The organism is Methylovirgula sp., assembly GCF_037200945.1.
Classification (GTDB): Bacteria; Pseudomonadota; Alphaproteobacteria; order Rhizobiales; family Beijerinckiaceae; genus Methylovirgula.
In genome coordinates, this window is record NZ_JBBCGP010000001.1 from 1,213,200 (window position 1) to 1,229,810 (window position 16,611).

14 protein-coding genes are annotated in these 16,611 nt (G+C 61.7%); 9 read left to right on the plus strand and 5 right to left on the minus strand.

Going from position 1 to position 16,611, the window contains the following annotated elements; all coding sequences use genetic code 11:
- Positions 1-92 precede the first annotated feature (92 nt).
- The 5 genes from WDN02_RS05920 to greA all read left to right on the plus strand — a co-directional run bounded on the left by WDN02_RS05920 (position 93) and on the right by greA (position 8,203).
- Complete coding sequence (locus WDN02_RS05920; RefSeq protein ID WP_337292609.1) at positions 93-1,295, plus strand: pyridoxal phosphate-dependent aminotransferase; 1,203 nt, start codon at positions 93-95, stop codon at positions 1,293-1,295.
- Positions 1,296-1,669: 374 nt separating this feature from the next.
- Positions 1,670-3,361 (plus strand): methyl-accepting chemotaxis protein, encoded by a 1,692-nt coding sequence (locus WDN02_RS05925; RefSeq protein ID WP_337292610.1) that lies wholly within the window; start codon positions 1,670-1,672, stop codon positions 3,359-3,361.
- A 62-nt stretch (positions 3,362-3,423) separates the two neighbouring features.
- On the plus strand, positions 3,424-3,822 hold the full coding sequence (locus tag WDN02_RS05930; protein WP_337292611.1) for a DUF2237 domain-containing protein: 399 nt from the start codon (positions 3,424-3,426) through the stop codon (positions 3,820-3,822).
- 243 nt (positions 3,823-4,065) lie between these two features.
- Positions 4,066-7,389 (plus strand): carbamoyl-phosphate synthase large subunit, encoded by a 3,324-nt coding sequence (gene carB, locus WDN02_RS05935; protein ID WP_337292612.1) that lies wholly within the window; start codon positions 4,066-4,068, stop codon positions 7,387-7,389.
- A 340-nt stretch (positions 7,390-7,729) separates the two neighbouring features.
- Entirely contained in the window at positions 7,730-8,203 is a 474-nt protein-coding gene (gene greA, locus WDN02_RS05940; protein ID WP_337292613.1) for a transcription elongation factor GreA, read from the plus strand.
- 3 nt (positions 8,204-8,206) lie between these two features.
- Here greA and WDN02_RS05945 read toward each other — a convergent pair whose 3' ends face one another.
- Entirely contained in the window at positions 8,207-9,109 is a 903-nt protein-coding gene (locus WDN02_RS05945; RefSeq protein WP_337292614.1) for an AraC family transcriptional regulator, read from the minus strand.
- 152 nt (positions 9,110-9,261) lie between these two features.
- On the opposite strand from WDN02_RS05945, the gene WDN02_RS05950 reads away from it, so the two are divergent.
- Together WDN02_RS05950 and WDN02_RS05955 are read left to right on the plus strand one after the other, a co-directional pair.
- Entirely contained in the window at positions 9,262-9,990 is a 729-nt protein-coding gene (locus tag WDN02_RS05950; RefSeq protein ID WP_337292615.1) for an SDR family oxidoreductase, read from the plus strand.
- 25 nt (positions 9,991-10,015) lie between these two features.
- Positions 10,016-10,978, plus strand: a complete 963-nt coding sequence (locus WDN02_RS05955) for an SDR family NAD(P)-dependent oxidoreductase (protein ID WP_337292616.1) — start codon at positions 10,016-10,018, stop codon at positions 10,976-10,978.
- A gap of 26 nt (positions 10,979-11,004) precedes the next feature.
- On the opposite strand, the gene WDN02_RS05960 is transcribed toward WDN02_RS05955, so the two are convergent.
- Positions 11,005-12,315 (minus strand): HlyC/CorC family transporter, encoded by a 1,311-nt coding sequence (locus WDN02_RS05960; RefSeq protein WP_337292617.1) that lies wholly within the window; start codon positions 12,313-12,315, stop codon positions 11,005-11,007.
- Between the two features lie 16 nt (positions 12,316-12,331).
- On the minus strand, positions 12,332-14,092 hold the full coding sequence (gene aroB / locus WDN02_RS05965) for a 3-dehydroquinate synthase (protein ID WP_337292618.1): 1,761 nt from the start codon (positions 14,090-14,092) through the stop codon (positions 12,332-12,334).
- 133 nt (positions 14,093-14,225) lie between these two features.
- On the opposite strand from aroB, the gene WDN02_RS05970 reads away from it, so the two are divergent.
- The gene (locus WDN02_RS05970; protein ID WP_337292619.1) at positions 14,226-14,369 is read left to right on the plus strand and encodes a histidine kinase; all 144 of its coding nucleotides are present in this window, start codon (positions 14,226-14,228) and stop codon (positions 14,367-14,369) included.
- Positions 14,370-14,376: 7 nt separating this feature from the next.
- Positions 14,377-15,309 (plus strand): site-specific tyrosine recombinase XerD, encoded by a 933-nt coding sequence (locus WDN02_RS05975; RefSeq protein WP_337292620.1) that lies wholly within the window; start codon positions 14,377-14,379, stop codon positions 15,307-15,309.
- Here WDN02_RS05975 and WDN02_RS05980 read toward each other — a convergent pair.
- Positions 15,306-16,034, minus strand: a complete 729-nt coding sequence (locus WDN02_RS05980; protein WP_337294878.1) for a glutamine amidotransferase — start codon at positions 16,032-16,034, stop codon at positions 15,306-15,308. The two genes, WDN02_RS05975 and WDN02_RS05980, sit on opposite strands and share 4 nt — an antisense overlap.
- A gap of 72 nt (positions 16,035-16,106) precedes the next feature.
- Positions 16,107-16,604, minus strand: coding sequence for a TerB family tellurite resistance protein (locus WDN02_RS05985; RefSeq protein WP_337292621.1), 498 nt, complete (start codon positions 16,602-16,604; stop codon positions 16,107-16,109).
- Positions 16,605-16,611: the final 7 nt, after the last annotated feature.

Consider the following 16,611-nt stretch of genomic DNA (forward strand, 5'->3'; position numbering starts at 1 on the left):
GTCTCGCAGGCGCGAACCTATGTTCCGCCCGCGCTCGCGGCCGCTTCGCCGCGCTAAAAGCTCACGCGACATCCACCGAGGAACTCATCGTCATGGCCTTCATTTCCGACGCCCTTCTGCGTGTTAAGCCGTCCGCGACCATCGCGGCGACGCAGAAAGCGCGCGAACTGAAAGCCGCCGGGCGCGACATCATCTCGCTGTCGGTCGGCGAGCCCGACTTCGACACGCCCGAGAACATCAAGCAAGCCGCCATCACCGCCATCCAGCGTGGCGAGACGAAATATACGCCGGTGCTCGGCATCCAGCCGTTGCGCGAGGCGATCGCCGCAAAGTTCAAGCGCGAAAACGGGCTCGACTATAAGGCCTCGCAAACGATCGTCGGGACCGGCGGTAAGCATATTCTCTTCAATGCGTTTCTCGCGACGCTCAATGTCGGCGATGAAGTGATCATTCCGGCGCCTTATTGGGTGAGCTATCCCGACATGGTGGCGATTGCCGGTGGCACACCTGTGCCTGTCGCGACGACGATGGAGCGTGGCTTCAAACTGCAGGCCGCCGACCTCGACCGCGCGATTACGCCGAAGACCAAATGGCTCATCCTCAATTCGCCGTCGAATCCCTCCGGCGCGGCCTACACGCACGACGAGCTGAAGGCGCTGACCGATGTTTTGCTGCGTCATCCGCATGTGTGGGTGTTGACCGACGACATCTACGAGCATCTGATCTACGGCGATTTCAAATTCGTCACCGTGGCGCAGGTCGAGCCGAATCTCATGGATCGCACGTTGACCATGAACGGCGTGTCGAAATCCTATGCTATGACCGGCTGGCGTATCGGTTATGCCGCCGGTCCGGACAAGCTCATCAAGGCGATGGACATGCTGCAAGGCCAGCAGACGTCCGGCGCCTGTTCGATCGCGCAATGGGCGTCGGTTGAAGCCCTCAACGGGCCGCAGGATTTCATCCCTGAACGGCGGAAGATTTTCGAGACGCGGCGCGATCTCGTGGTCTCGATGTTGAACCAGGCAAAATATCTGAAATGCCCGTCGCCAGAGGGCGCGTTCTACGTCTATCCGTCGATTGCCGAAGCGATTGGCCGCAAGACGCCGGACGGCAAGAAAATCTCCGATGACGAAGATTTCGTCGCGTCGCTTTTAGAGGCGGAGGGCGTCGCTGTGGTGCAGGGCTCGGCCTTTGGTCTCGGCCCGAACTTCCGCGTGTCTTATGCCGCCTCGACCGAGGCCCTCGAAGACGCCTGCACCAAGATTCAGCGGTTCTGCGCAAGTCTTGTCTGATTTTCGCGTCGTCTAAGGTTCAGTCGTCGCGACCCGATATGACGGAACGGCCCAGGTCAAACTGGGCCGTTTTGTTTTGCGCAATCCTTCTTGGGCTCCAGACGCGAAAAAGCCCGGTTCCCCCCTCGGAACCGGGCTTTTGCCCCCCGCGCCCTGTGTCTGTGCCGTCGCCCCCGACCGGCAGAACAGGCAGCCAGTGGATTCGATATAGCAAAGCGACCCACGGAAGTCTGTTGCAATTGGACAACAATGGGATTGCAAAGCCGCGGCAGCGGGGCCCTTCCGAAACGCTGTCACACCAGAGCAACACGTTTCGCTAACCCCTTTAAGCTTAGGGTGCACCGCGCATCCGATTCGCCATCCAGCAGATTCAAGTGCAAACATTCGTTCCAAAGTTGCGGCTCATCCACCGGTTTGCCGCGGTCATCATTACGTTCGCCGTCTTGACGGCGATCTGTGCTTCCATCTTCTGGCATGAATTCGGTGTCCTGCGGGATCTCCGCCTCGACATCATTCATCGCCAATATCCAGCCCGCGTCGCAATCGTCGAAGCCAAGGCCTCGGAAGCAAATTTCACCGCCTTCGCCTATGAACTTGCGCATGCTGATGCGGACACCGCGCAGCAGACGACATGGGCGTTCCGCGACGAAGCGAAGCGTTTCCGCAATTGGATTGCGATTGCCCATGCCTTCCTGCCGGAATCGCAGGATGACCTCGACGGCATATCCACGCGCTTCGACAAGATGCTTGCGTTCCTCGAAACGTTCGCGCACCGGCCCGCGGGCGGCGAAGCGCCGGAATTTCAGATTGATTATCGCTTCGGCCCATTGCGCGATGATCTCGAAGCGTCGCTCAATCACGTCTCAAATGAAATCGCCGGTAACATGAACGACCGCATTGTCCATGTCGACAATGTGACCAATCCGCATTTTCAGCGCCTCAGCGCGTTTTTCGCCGCCGGCTTCATCATCTGCTTTTTGGGCGCGCTGCTCTGGGCCTCGCTGGCTGTCGCAAGGCCAATTTTGCGGCTTGCCACCGCCATGCGGGCGATCGCGTCCGGGCAGCTCGATGCTGAGATCGGTTATACGCGCGGCTCGGACGAAGTGGGTGATATGGCGCGTGCCATCGAGGTTCTTCGCGATAAAGGCCGTGCGTTGAGGACGCTGGAGGCAGAGACCCGTTCAGCCGAAACCCGTGCCCACCAGGCGCTGCAAGCGGAGCGCGAACATTTCGTCGATGTCTTCCAGGACGACGTCTTGCAAGTTATCGACGCCTTGTCGACGGCGACGGCCGAACTCCAGCGCTACGCGGCGGCGATGCGCGATATCGCTCATTCAACCGACGATCGCACGAAGCATGTCGTTCGCTCGTCGCGCGTCAGCGTCGAAATGGTGGAAGCTCTCGGCTTCGCGTCGCAGGAATTCAGCACCCTCGTCGATGCTGCCAATCAGGATTTTTTCAACGCCAATCAGATTGCCGCGAGGGCGGCCAACGATGGCCAGGTCACGTCCACCTCGGCGCGCGATCTCGCCCAGGCCGTCGAAACCATTGGCCAGATCGCCGATTTCATCGGCGGCGTCGCCTATCAAACCAATTTGCTCGCGCTCAACGCCACGATCGAGGCGGCGCGCTGCGGCGAGGCCGGGCGCGGTTTTGCCGTCGTCGCCGGCGAGGTCAAAGCCTTGGCGCAGGAGACGTCGCGCGCCGCGGCCGACATTGCAACCCGGCTTGGCGGCGTCCGCTTGGCGACGGAGCATGTCGTCAAAGCGGTCGGCGTAACAGTCGAGCGCATCGGCCGCATCGGCGCGATCACCGAGACGATCCGCGAAGGTATGGCGCTGCGTGAAGAGGCTGCCGGAAAGATCGGTGAATTTGTTTCGGCCACGGCCGGCGAGGCGCATCAACTCTCCAGCACGCTCGAGGCGGTGGCCCAATCGACCGGCGAAAGCGAACGGATCGCCGCCGAAATGCTGCAGGCGACCAATTCTTTGTCGGAACAGACGGAGCGGCTGCTCATCCGGTCGCGTGACTTCTGCCATCAGATCCGCGGGCGTCGGGTGGCCTAGGCTTTGTTGCGTTTGCGCAACAAATCTGCCTTTCTGCTCTACGAATTCGGGGCACGGAATTCATGCTCAGAGATACCTCAGACGGCGGCCGCCGACCGGCCCGCAATGTCCTTGGCGAGCCGCTCGAAAGCTGCTCGTTCAATCCGTTGACGGGGTTCTTCCGCAATGGCTGCTGCGACACGTCGCGGGAAGATGCCGGCAGCCACACAATCTGCATCGTGGCAACGGCGGATTTTCTCGCCTTCTCAAAGGCGAACGGCAATGACCTTTCGACGCCCGCGCCGGATTATGACTTTGCCGGCGTTCAGCCGGGGGACCGCTGGTGCCTCTGCGCGCCGCGCTGGCAGGAGGCGTTCGAGGCCGGTCAGGCGCCGCGTGTCGCGCTGAAAGCGACGCATGAAGGTGCTCTCGCTTATTGCGATCTGGCGGACTTGAAGGCCCACGCGGTCGATTTGTCCTAGAGCATGTCCCGAAAAAGCTGTGCGACTTTTTCGATCGGAACTTGCGCCAACATTATGAATTGCCGCGATTTCTTATCGGCCGGATGTACTCATCCGGTCGGAAAGCGCGCTGAAAGCCGGGGGTTCACAGGGCGGCTTTTCTTCTTTAGAGCAATCGCTCTAGCCGATAACTCGCAAATTTAGCCGCGCCGCCTCTGCGGAGCGGCCTTCCGGCGCGCCCGGATGAGGAGACGAACCCGACCTATGCCCCGCCGGACGGATATTTCGACAATTATGATCATTGGTGCCGGCCCGATCGTCATCGGCCAGGCTTGCGAATTCGATTATTCCGGGACCCAGGCCTGCAAGGCTCTGCGCGACGAGGGCTATCGGATCGTCCTCGTCAATTCCAATCCCGCGACGATCATGACCGACCCCGATCTTGCCGACCGTACCTATGTCGAGCCGATCACGCCTGAGGTCGTCGCCAAGATCATCGCCAAGGAACGCGATGCGGTGCCGGGCGGCTTCGCGCTTCTCCCGACGATGGGCGGGCAGACGGCGCTCAATTGCGCGCTCTCGCTGCAGAAAATGGGTGTCCTCGAAAAATATAATGTCGAAATGATCGGGGCGACGGCGGAAGCGATCGACAAGGCGGAGGACCGCGAGCGGTTCCGCGAGGCGATGACCCGCATCGGCCTTGCGACGCCGCGCTCGCATCAGATCAAGACGCTGATCCAGGCGCTGGAAGCGCTGGAGGATATCGGCCTGCCGGCGATCATCCGTCCTTCCTTTACAATGGGGGGCACCGGCGGCGGCATTGCCTATAACAAGCAGGAATTCATCGAGATCATCGAGCGCGGCATCGACGCCTCGCCCACCAGCGAAGTGCTGGTGGAGGAAAGCGTGCTCGGCTGGAAGGAATTCGAGATGGAAGTGGTCCGCGACAAGGCGGATAATTGCATCATCATCTGCTCGATCGAGAACATCGATCCGATGGGCATTCACACCGGCGATTCGATGACCGTTGCGCCGGCGCTGACGCTGACCGACAAAGAATATCAGATCATGCGCGACGCCTCGATCGCGGTTTTGCGCGAGATCGGCGTCGAGACCGGCGGCTCGAACGTTCAATTCGCCGTCAATCCCGAAAACGGCCGCCTCATCGTGATCGAGATGAACCCGCGCGTCTCGCGCTCGTCGGCGCTGGCCTCCAAAGCGACGGGCTTCCCGATCGCCAAGGTCGCGGCGAAACTCGCCGTCGGCTACACGCTCGACGAGATCGCCAACGACATCACCGGCGGCGCAACGCCCGCTTCGTTCGAGCCGACGATTGATTACGTCGTCACCAAAATTCCGCGTTTCGCCTTCGAGAAATTTCCCGGCGCCGAGCCGCTCCTGACGACGGCGATGAAATCGGTCGGCGAGGCGATGGCGATCGGCCGCACGTTCGCGGAGAGCTTGCAGAAAGCGCTGCGCTCGCTCGAAACCGGCCTCACCGGTCTCGATGAAGTCGAGATCGAAGGCATCGAGCTTGACGATAGGCATAAGGTTCTGCGCGCGGCACTCGGACGACCGACGCCGGATCGCCTGCTCGTCGTGGCGCAGGCGTTGCGCTACGGCATGTCGCTCGACGAAATCCACGACGCCTGCAAGATCGACCGGTGGTTCATCGCCCGCGTCAAGGAGATCGTCGATCTCGAGGACAAGGTAAAGAGTCTCGGTCTGCCGCAGGATTCCGAGAATCTGCGGATGCTCAAGGCCGCGGGTTTTTCCGATACACGGCTTGCGACGCTTACTGGCACAGACGAAGCGAGCGTGCGGGCGTTGCGGCACAAGCTCGACGTGCGCCCTGCCTTCAAGCGCATCGATACGAGCGCGGCCGAATTCGCCTCGCCCACCGCCTATATGTACTCGACCTACGAGACGCCATTTGCCGGCGTCCTCGCCAACGAGGCGCGGCCGTCGGCGCGCGAAAAGATCGTGATCCTCGGCGGCGGCCCGAACCGTATCGGCCAGGGAATCGAGTTCGATTATTGCTGCTGCCACGCGAGCTTCGCGCTTCGCGCGGCCGGCTACGAAACGATCATGATCAATTGTAATCCCGAGACCGTCTCGACGGATTACGACACGTCCGACCGGCTTTATTTCGAGCCGCTGACCGCCGAAGATGTGCTGGAGATTCTAGACGTCGAGCGTTCGGCCGGGCGGCTACGCGGCGCCATCGTGCAGTTCGGCGGCCAGACGCCGCTGAAGCTCGCCGCGGCTTTGCAGCAGGCGGAAATTCCGATCCTCGGCACCAGCGTCGATTCGATCGATCTCGCCGAGGACCGCGACCGCTTCAAGCGCCTGCTCGACAAGCTCGGGCTGAAACAGCCAATGAATGGCATTGCCTATTCGGTCGAACAATCGCGTCTCGTCGCCGCCGACCTCGGCCTGCCGCTCGTCGTGCGGCCGTCCTATGTCCTAGGCGGTCGCGCCATGGCGATCATTCGCGACGCGACGACGTTCGACGATTATCTGCTCGAAACCCTGCCGGGCCTCGTGCCGTCGGACATCAAGGCGCGCTATCCCAACGACAAGACCGGGCAGATCAACACGGTGCTCGGCAAAAACCCGCTGCTCTTCGACCGTTATCTCTCAGATGCGGTCGAGATCGATGTCGATGCGCTCTGCGACGGCAAGGATGTCTTCGTCTGCGGCATCATGGAACACATCGAAGAGGCGGGCATCCATTCCGGCGATAGCGCCTGTTCGCTGCCGCCGCACTCGCTCGCGCCGGACATGATCGCGCGCCTCGAAGACGAGACGAGGAAGCTCGCACTGGCGCTCAACGTCGGCGGCCTGATGAACGTGCAATATGCGCTCAAGGACAACGAGATTTACGTCCTTGAGGTCAATCCTCGCGCCTCGCGCACCGTGCCGTTCGTTGCCAAGGTGGTTGGCATTCCAATCGCCAAGATCGCGTCGCGGGTGATGGCCGGCGAGAGCCTTGCGAGCTTCCATCTCGTCTCGAAGCCGCTCGGCCACGTCGGGGTGAAGGAGGCGGTATTTCCTTTTGCGCGGTTCCCGGGCGTCGATACTGTGCTCGGGCCGGAGATGCGCTCGACCGGCGAAGTCATCGGCCTCGATCGCTCGTTCGCTATCGCGTTCGCCAAAAGCCAGCTCGGTGGCGGCACCAAAGTGCCAGTGTCCGGCACCGTCTTCATCTCGCTGCGTGATAGTGACAAGCCGCGTATCGTGCCGGCGGCGAAGAAATTGCTCGGGATCGGCTTCAAGTTCTGCGCGACGGGCGGCACCGCCCGCTTCCTCGAAAGCCAGGGCATCCCGACGCAGAAGGTCAACAAGGTTTCCGAGGGCCGTCCGCACATCGTCGATGCGATCAAGAATGGCGGCGTCCAGCTCGTCTTCAACACGACGGAAGGGGCGCAGGCCTTGGCCGATTCCCGCTCGCTCCGTCGTGCGGCGCTGCTTCACAAAGTGCCTTATTACACGACGCTCGCGGGGGCCATGGCTGCCAGCGAGGCGATCGTCGGGTACAAAGCCGGCGATCTGGAGGTCAAGGCGTTGCAGGATTATTTCGCCTGATGCCGGCCGCGAGAGCCTAACTTACTGGAATATAACGGTCGTTGGCGGCGAGGCGCTCCATCCGTCGTCGCGCCACCGCGACGTTCGGTCACGGCCACCGGCGGCACGCGCTTGCCTTTGCATTTGCAATTGAAACCGTCGCGTTTCGCGGGAAGAATGCGTTAAACTGTCTGATCCGTTGCCGTGCCGGACAACCGAACGGCGAAAGATCCTGTTTTGAGAGCGTAGGGCAGCGGGCGCGCGAGGCTGCGTCCCGCCGGGCTCGCTATCGGTATGGGCAGGCGGAATATTTAGGTTCAACCAACGGCGATGACCGCCGGTCCAAGAAGAGATTGAAAGAATGGAAAAAGTTCCGATGACCGTACAAGGCTATTCCGATCTGTCGGAAGAGTTGAGGCGGCGCCAGCAGGAGGAACGGCCGCGTATCATCCAGGCGATCGCCGAGGCCCGCGCGCATGGCGACCTTTCGGAAAATGCCGAATATCATTCCGCCAAAGAAGCCCAATCGCTGAACGAGGGCCGCGTCGCCGAGCTTGAGGACAAGCTTTCGCGCGCCGAGGTGATCGACGTCTCGAAACTTTCCGGGGACACGGTCAAGTTCGGCGCCACGGTGACGCTCGTCGACGAGGATACGGAAGAAAAGAAAGTTTATAAGATCGTCGGCGAGAGCGAGGCGGACGTGAAGTCCGGCCGCGTGTCGATCACGTCACCGACCGCCCGCGCCCTGATCGGCAAGAAAGTCGGCGATACCGTTGAGGTCAATACGCCCGGCGGCGGCAAGAGCTACGAAGTGCTGAAAGTGGCCTTCAAGTAGGCGCTAAGCGCTCGCAATCATGTCGTCCTGCAGGGACTCGCCGCCGCGCAGACGCTGCGCGTCGCGGGCTGGCGGCGCGCCGAACATGCGCGCATATTCGCGGCTGAACTGGGAAGCGCTTTCGTAGCCGACGGTATATGCGGCACGGGTCGCATCGCCGCTGGCGATCAGCATTTGCCGGGCGTGCTGCAGCCGAAGCATCTTTTGATATTGGAGCGGACTCATCGCCGTCGCCGCCTTGAAATGGCGATGGAACGAGGCCGGACTCATGCCGGATAAAGCCGCAAGATTTTCGATCCGCAAAGTCTGATCATAATTCTCGCGGATCCACGCGGCGGCCCGCCTGATCTGCGAGAGACGGCTGTCGGCTTTGACGATCTGGCGCAACACGCCACCCTGCGGGCCTTGCAGCAGACGATAAAGAATTTCGCGCTCGCAAAGCGGCGCGAGCACGGGGATGTCATCGGGCGTCTCAAGAAGATGCATGAGACGCAGCCACGCGTCGAGAAGCTGCGGCGTCACCGGGCTGACGCAAAAGCCCATTCCTGGCGGTTCGCGACGCTCAGTCGTATCGGCAATCAGCGCCGCGAGATTTTGCCAATCGAGCGTCAGGGTCAGGCCGAGATAGGGGCGCTCGGGGCTGGCCTCGATAATCCGTCCTGTAGCCGGCAGTTCGACGGATGCGATGAAATAATTCGCGGAATCGTAACAGAGAAGCTGATCCCCGATCATGATCTGCTTCGCGCCCTGCAAAACGAGGCAGAGCTTCGGCTCGAAAAGCGCCGACGAATTTTGCGTCGGTCCACAGCCCTTGTGAATCGCGACGCGCGGAATTGCCGTCTCTTTGTTCCGGCCCTCGGCGTGGCGCGCGGTCAGGGCGCGCAGAAGCGTCAATTGTTCAAGCATGAGATGAACATTGGCGCGGGGCGCCTACAGGGCAAGGCGTATTCGGCCCCGTGTGCCCCTTTTTGAGAGGATCAGGCAAGAGATCGACGCGATCACGGGCGCGAAACGCGACCCGCGCCCTCAGATATCGGTCACACGAAGGGAAATCCTACATGACCGAACTAAAAACCGCGCTAGTCACCGGCGCCAATAAGGGCATTGGCTATGAGGTCGTCCGCCGCCTCGCTAAAGATGGTTTCACAGTCTGGCTGGGCGCTCGCGACAAGCCACGGGGCGAGGCTGCGGCTACGGCATTGACGCGCGAGGGGCTCGATGTCCGTCTCCTGCAGATCGATGTCGCGGATGAGGCAAGCGTCGTGAAGGCGGCGCGCGATCTCAGGGGCCAGACGGATCGGCTCGATGTCCTGATCAACAACGCGGGCATCGTCGCCGACCTTCACACGCCGCCAAGCGAGGAAACGGTCGCGTCAATCAAGGCGGTTTACGAGGTCAATGTTTTCGGACCGGTGCGGGTGACACAAGCGTTCCTGCCCCTGCTCAAAACATCGTCCGCACCGCGCATCGTGATGGTCAGCAGCGGTCTCGCGTCGCTCACGCGTCTGGCCGATCCCGCGAGCGAGTTCTATGGGATCAATCTGCTCAGCTACAATTCCTCGAAGACGGCGTTGAACGCGATCACATTGGCGTTCGCGAAGGAACTTGCCGCCACCGGATTCAAGGTCAATGCAGCGGACCCCGGCTACACCGCGACGGACCTCAACGGCAACACCGGCTACCGTACCGTTGAACAGGCCGCCGAAGTCATCATCAGACTCGCGACGCTGCCCGCCGATGGGCCAAATGCGGGATTTTTCGACGATCAGGGCCCTGAGGCCTGGTGAAACTGAACCTTCAATGGAGAATCATATGTCCAAAACATTCGGCGCAAAATCCACGACCGAGGAAGTGCTCGAGGGTGTCGATCTCAGTGGCAAGCGCGTTCTTGTCACCGGTGTTTCGGCCGGTCTCGGCATCGAGACGGCCCGCACGCTGGCCGCGCACGGAGCGCAGGTCGTGGGCGCGGCACGCGATCTTACCAAGGCGAAGACCGCAACAGAGGAAGTACGCGCTCAGGCCGCACATGGCGGCGGTCTTGAACTTGTCGAACTCGATCTCGCCTCGCTCGCCAGCGTCCGTGCTGCTGCGGATGCACTCGTGGCCGATGGCCGGCCGTTCGATCTCGTCATCGCCAATGCCGGTGTCATGGCCTGCCCGAAGAGCTTCACGAAAGACGGTTTCGAGATGCAGTTCGGCACCAATCATCTGGGCCATTTCGTCTTCGTCAACCGCATCGTTTCGCTGTTCAAACCGGGCTCGCGGCTCGTCAATCTGTCATCGGCGGGGCATCGCTATGCCGATGTCGATCTCGACGATCCGAATTTCGAACACACGCCCTATAGCGAGTTCATCGCCTATGGCCGGTCGAAGACGGCGAACATCCTTTTCTCGGTCGAGTTCGACCGGCGGCACAAGAATGCGGGCATTCGCGCCACGGCGGTGCATCCGGGCGGCATCCTGACGGAACTTTCTCGCCATCTTCCGCCGAATGGAATTCAGGAACGGCTCGACCAGATCAATGCGGAGCGTCCCGAAGGCTCGCCGCCGTTTGAACTGAAGACCATTCCGCAAGGCACCGCGACGACGGTTTGGGCCGGAGTCCTGGCAAAGGCGGAAGCTGTGGGCGGGCGTTATTGCGAAGATTGCCATGTGGCTGAGGTGGTTGAAGGCGACACCCTGATGCTCGGCGGCGTACGATCCTACGCGCTCGACCCCGAACATGCGAAAGCGCTTTGGGCCAAGAGTGAGGAGATGGTCGGCGAAACCTTCTGAGCCGAATCGGCGCTCAGGCTTAGTGCTCAGGCTTGCACCTGTGCCGTCGCGCCGATCGGCGTGATCCGCAGCGCAGCGAGGCGATTGCGGGTCTTGCGCAAAACTTCGAAGCGGAAATTGTGGAAGGTGAAAATCTGCCCCATTTCCGGAATCGCGCGGGCTTCGTGAATCACGAGGCCCGCGATCGTCGTCGCTTCCTCATCCGGCAATTGCCAGCCCATGACGCGGTTGAGATCGCGGATCGGCACTGAGCCATCGACAGTGATCGAGCCGTCGGCATTCTGCCGTATACCGAGCACAACGGGATCGTGCTCATCGGAAATGTCGCCGACAATCTCTTCGAGAATGTCTTCGAGCGTGACGAGTCCGAGCACCACGCCATATTCGTCAACGACGAGCGCGAAATGCGACTTGCGCTTGAGGAACGCCTGCAATTGATCCTGCAAGGTCGTGGTGTTGGGGACGTACCATGCGTCGAGCACGACATCGTCGATTTTGATGTCGCCGAGATCGCCGCTTGAATCTTCAATGGCGCGCAAAAGGTCCTTTGCATGCAACAGACCGATGATGTTATCGGGCTCGGTGCGCCACACAGGGACGCGCGAGAACGGCGATTCGACCACTGCGCGGAGAAAGTCGCGCGGCGGCAGATCGCCATCAATCGTGTACATTTTTGTCCGATGCACCATCGCGTCCTCGACAGTGAGTTCGCGCAGGTCGAGCAGTCCACCGAACATATCGCGCTCGGAGCGCTGCACGCCGCCTTCATGATGAAGAAGATCGACGGTGCTCTTAAGTTCCTCGTGGCCCGATAAAAGCGCGTGCTCGACCTTTGTGTCGATGCCGACAAGCTTGAGCAGGCCCTGGATGAGTGTCTCGATCGCGGCGAGGATCGGTCCGAAAATGGCGGTGAAAAAGCCGATGACTGGCGCGACGATCAACGCGAAGCGGTCGGGGTAACTGATGGCGAGCGTCTTCGGCAGGATTTCAGCAAAGACGAGCAACAGGAACGTCATCATTCCGGTGGCGTAAAGAACGCCCCGATAACCGAAGAGCACTTCGAGCACACTCGTCAGGAATGCCGAAGAGCCAATGCTGACGAGCGTGTTGCCGAGCAGGATCGCGCCGATGAGCCGGTCGCGTCGGCTAAGCAGACGATTGACCCGCGCAGCATTGGCGTCGCCGCCTTTTTGAAGCGCATACATACGCGCCCGCGAGGCCGCGGTCAGCGCTGTCTCTGAACCGTTGAAGAAGGCCGCCATCAGAATGCAGAAGATGACGATGGCGCCGGCGATCCAGAGATTGAGCGTCGATATCTCGGCGTGAACGCCGTGCATGATTGAAAGTCCCGTCTTACGCCGCGTTAAGCTCGCCGTCGAGAAAAGCGCGAACATCCGCCGCGGCGATATCGCGCGCGATGAAGGCTTCACCGATGCCGTGCGCCAGAATGAATGTCAAAACGCCGCGTTGCACTTTCTTGTCCTGCAACATGGCTTCGACAATCACATCCGCGCCGATATCCCAGCCCGGAATATCACGGATCTGCGCTGGCAGGCCGACGTCGTGCAGATGATTTGTAACACGCTCTGCATCCGCTGCGCTCAGCAGGCCGCGTGCGGCTGAAAAGCGATAGGCGCAGGCAAGGCCGATCGCCACCGCCTCGCCATGCACCAGCCGCCGATTGTCGTAATGAACAAGCCGCTCGAAAGCATGGGCGAAAGTATGGCCGAGATTGAGAAGCGCCCGCGCGCCCGCTTCATGCTCGTCGGCCGAGACGATCGCCGCCTTGGCGGCGCAGCTTTTGCGGATGGCATAAACCTGATCGGCGCCCCCGGCGAACACACCCTGCCAATGATCTTCCAGCCATTCAAAAAAGGCATGATCGCTGATGAGGCCGTATTTGATCACTTCCGCGTAACCGGCGCGGAATTCACGCAAGGGCAATGTCTGCAGAACCTGCGTATCGATCAGGACAAGGCGCGGCTGATGAAAGGCGCCGACGAGATTTTTGCCATGCGGCGAGTTGATACCGGTCTTGCCGCCAACGGACGAATCGACCTGCGCCAGAAGCGAGGTCGGAACCTGGATGAAACGCATACCACGACGCACGCTCGCCGCCGCGAAGCCGGCGAGGTCGCCGACGACACCACCGCCCAACGCGACGACGAGGTCGCCGCGCTCGAAGCGGCCGGCGATGATCGCATCACAGACTTTCTCGAACGTGGCATAGGACTTCGAATCCTCGCCCGGCGCGACGACGACGCTTTCATGCCGGATTCCGGCCTCTGCCAGCGAGGCGGCAACAGTGGGCAGATGCGTGCGCGCGACATTCTCGTCGGTGACGATGGCGACGGCCGCGCCGGGGGCGAGCCCGGCCGCATAGGCCGCGATCTGCGGCAGGATCGCCTCGCCGATCAGAATGTCGTAGCTGCGCGATCCGAGTTCGACATTGACGCGCTGGAAGATCGCCGGCTTTTCCTGCACCTCGCTCACCAATTCATCCTCCACGCCATCGGCGCATAGATATTTGTGCAATGTGACGAGCAAATCCACGACCACGGAATCATGCGGGCCGTCCTGCGAGACGATCGCGAGATCGGCCTCCGCGTAAACCGGATAGCGCTCGTCCATCAGCCGTTTCAGCACGCCCTCGGGATCGCCGTTCTGCAGCAGCGGGCGGTGGTTGCGCTTGCGTACGCGCCGCCAGAGCACATCGAGGTCAGCCTTGAGCCAGATCGAGATGCCGTTTTCCTTGATCCGGTCCCGCGTCTCCTCGCTCATGAAAGCGCCGCCGCCCGTTGCGATGACGCGCGGGCCGGCGGTCAGTAGCCGCGCCATGACACGGCGCTCGCCGTCGCGAAAATATGGCTCGCCATAGCGGGCGAAGATTTCCGGAATGGGCATGTCCGCGGCGCGTTCGACTTCGGCGTCGGAATCGACGAATTCGAGTCCGAGGACTTGCGCCAGCCGTCGGCCGATGGCCGATTTGCCTGATCCCATGAGGCCGACGAGGACAAGCGCGCGCTGTCCCAACGCGGCGACGACGGCAACGGCTCGGGCGCTGAGCTGCGGGCTCAGCCTGTCTTCGTAAACGGATTTTATCCCGGCGGTCATTTTGATGATGTATCACGGCCAGGAGGCCGTTTTAAGCGCTGGCCGATGTTGGCCCGCGCCGCGCTGGCGACCTGTATCGTTTTTGCTCTTATATCAGGCAGCGAAATTTGCCGAATCGCTTTGGAGTTTGGGGTTGCCGAGCTTTTTTCGCTTCATTTTCATGATCGCCTTCCTGGCCGGGCTCGTCTACGCCGGAATCATCGCGCTCGCGACTTTCGTCACGCCGGTCCCGCACGAAATCGTCCAGACAGTGCCCCCCGCGCGTCTCAACCAATAGGCGCCGGATGGCCAAAGAGCGCAGCATCGAGGCCTTTCTGGACATGCTGGCCGCCGAGCGCGGCGCCGCCGCCAACACGCTTGAGGCCTATCGGCGCGATCTCGAGGATTATCAGGAGGTCTTGGGCGAAACGGGCAAGACCCCCGGCGGCGCGGCGACGGACGACATCAAAGCCTATTTGCGCGGACTGACAGCGCGGGGTTTTGCCGCGTCATCCAGCGCGCGGCGGCTTTCGGCGATCCGGCAATTGCATCGCTTCCTCTACGCCGAGGGCTTGCGCGGCGACGATCCAGCCGCCATTCTTGAAGGGCCACGCCGCGCGGCGGCTTTGCCGAAAGTCCTTTCCATTGAAGAGGTTGAGCGGCTCCTCGCCGCGGCCCATGCAGCCGCCGCCGCGCCGCCGGAAAAATCGGTCGAGCGCGTCGGCGCGTTGCGGGCGGTCTGCCTGCTCGAATTGCTCTATGCGACGGGGCTGCGCGTTTCGGAACTCGTCGCCCTGCCCAAGACGGCGGCGAAGCGCAGCGAGCCGCTGATCCTTGTGTGCGGCAAGGGCGGCCGCGAGCGCCTGGTGCCACTCTCCGAGCCCGCGCGCCGGGCGATGACGGCCTATCGCGGTGCATTGGAGGCCCAGGCCGCGCCCATCGCGGCCGGCCCCTGGCTATTCCCCGCCGACGGCGAGAGTGGCCATTTGAGCCGGCAGGTCTTCGCGCGGGAACTCAAGACAATCGCGGCGCGGGCGGGGATCAGCGTGGCGCGCGTCAGCCCGCACGTGCTGCGCCATGCCTTCGCGAGTCATCTCTTGCAAAACGGAGCGGATCTGCGTGTCGTTCAGGAATTGCTTGGACACGCCGATATTTCGACGACCCAGATCTATACCCATGTGCTCGACGCGCGAATGAAGGCAATGGTGCGCGATCTGCACCCGCTGAACGAGGATTAGACGGCGGACATCGGCACGCGCGCGGCCCACGCATTCAGAAATGCATCCGCCCACCGGGCGAGTGGCGCGTCATGACGGTGCCAGCCTTCGATATGGAGATGGCGGGGCTGCGCGCCGGGCAGAACCATCTTGTCCGCTCCCTTGAGGCTCCAGCGGCACATCATGTCGAAGGTCACTTCGGGATGGAATTGAAAGCCGTAGGCCGTCGGGCCGTAGCGGAACGCCTGTGCCTCAAAATCCTCTCCTGAAGCCAGCAAGGTCGCGCCACCCGGCAGATCAAAGCCTTCGCAGTGCCATTGATAGACCCGCTCCGGGAACGGGCATTCACAGACATTGTGGCCATGGTACGTCGGCTGGATCGGATAATAGCCGACTTCGACCTTTCCATGCGGGTGGGCATAGACGCGGTGACCGAGATGGCGGGCGAGCATTTGCGCGCCAAGGCAGATTCCGAGGAAAGGCTTGTTCTCATTGAGCGGCACCTTGATCCACTCGATCTCGCGGCGCAGCCAGTCTTCTTCATCGTTTGCGCTCATCGGGCCACCGAAAATGATGGCGCCGGCGTAATCAGTAAGAGTTTCCGGCAACGGATCGCCGAATCGTGGGCGCCGGATGTCGAGATCGAAGCCGCGTGCGCTGAGCAGGCTGCCGAGGCGCCCGGGGGAAGAATCTTTCTGATGTAGAACGATGAGCACACTGCTGGCGCCCGGCGTTTCAGGAATCATGTCGCCCATTCAGACTGCCGATTGAACCATTTCTGCGGAAATGATCGGCAAGACTAAGGCAGAGGTCCTTGCCTAAGGCATTGCCGGCGACCACGGCCCAGCAAATGCCGTGCCCGAGGCGACGTCCGCCGCAACCTGCTGGCGCAGCCGCACCCGATCCACGCTTGAAACGCCGAGAAGATCGGCGATACGCGCGACGATGCTTTCCTCGACTTCTGAAACCGTACCGTCGGCAAAAGCGATTTCCCACATCATCGAAATGATCTTTTGCCGACCCTCCTGATCGAGGACCTTGTTCAGGGCGTGGGTGAAATGGAAGAAGTCGACCGCCTGTCGATCCTGCGCCTCGGCAAGCTCGATCAGCCGCGTCGTCGTCTCCGCATCGAGGTCAAAGCGGCTCTCGATAAGTTCGCGCAGCCGCTTGCGCTCCGATGCGTCGATCCGGCCGTCCGCCCCAGCCAGATGGATCAGCAGCGCAGCGGCGGCAAGGCGAAAGTCGTCCGGCGAGAAATCGCGGCGCTCGGACGCACCGGCGAATTCCGCGACGAAATTTTTAAGGCGATCGAACATGGCTCTC

What these genes read in the sequence shown, in the direction of transcription:
- greA (WP_337292613.1), top strand. Translation starts at nt 7,730, where the DNA reads ATGGAAAAAGTTCCGATGACCGTACAAGGCTATTCCGATCTGTCGGAA.
- WDN02_RS05950 (WP_337292615.1), top strand. Translation starts at nt 9,262, where the DNA reads ATGACCGAACTAAAAACCGCGCTAGTCACCGGCGCCAATAAGGGCATT.
- WDN02_RS05955 (WP_337292616.1), top strand. Translation starts at nt 10,016, where the DNA reads ATGTCCAAAACATTCGGCGCAAAATCCACGACCGAGGAAGTGCTCGAG.
- WDN02_RS05920 (WP_337292609.1), top strand. Translation starts at nt 93, where the DNA reads ATGGCCTTCATTTCCGACGCCCTTCTGCGTGTTAAGCCGTCCGCGACC.
- WDN02_RS05980 (WP_337294878.1), bottom strand. Translation starts at nt 16,034, where the DNA reads ATGATTCCTGAAACGCCGGGCGCCAGCAGTGTGCTCATCGTTCTACAT.
- WDN02_RS05975 (WP_337292620.1), top strand. Translation starts at nt 14,377, where the DNA reads ATGGCCAAAGAGCGCAGCATCGAGGCCTTTCTGGACATGCTGGCCGCC.
- WDN02_RS05985 (WP_337292621.1), bottom strand. Translation starts at nt 16,604, where the DNA reads ATGTTCGATCGCCTTAAAAATTTCGTCGCGGAATTCGCCGGTGCGTCC.
- aroB (WP_337292618.1), bottom strand. Translation starts at nt 14,092, where the DNA reads ATGACCGCCGGGATAAAATCCGTTTACGAAGACAGGCTGAGCCCGCAG.
- WDN02_RS05960 (WP_337292617.1), bottom strand. Translation starts at nt 12,315, where the DNA reads ATGCACGGCGTTCACGCCGAGATATCGACGCTCAATCTCTGGATCGCC.
- WDN02_RS05945 (WP_337292614.1), bottom strand. Translation starts at nt 9,109, where the DNA reads ATGCTTGAACAATTGACGCTTCTGCGCGCCCTGACCGCGCGCCACGCC.
- WDN02_RS05930 (WP_337292611.1), top strand. Translation starts at nt 3,424, where the DNA reads ATGCTCAGAGATACCTCAGACGGCGGCCGCCGACCGGCCCGCAATGTC.
- carB (WP_337292612.1), top strand. Translation starts at nt 4,066, where the DNA reads ATGCCCCGCCGGACGGATATTTCGACAATTATGATCATTGGTGCCGGC.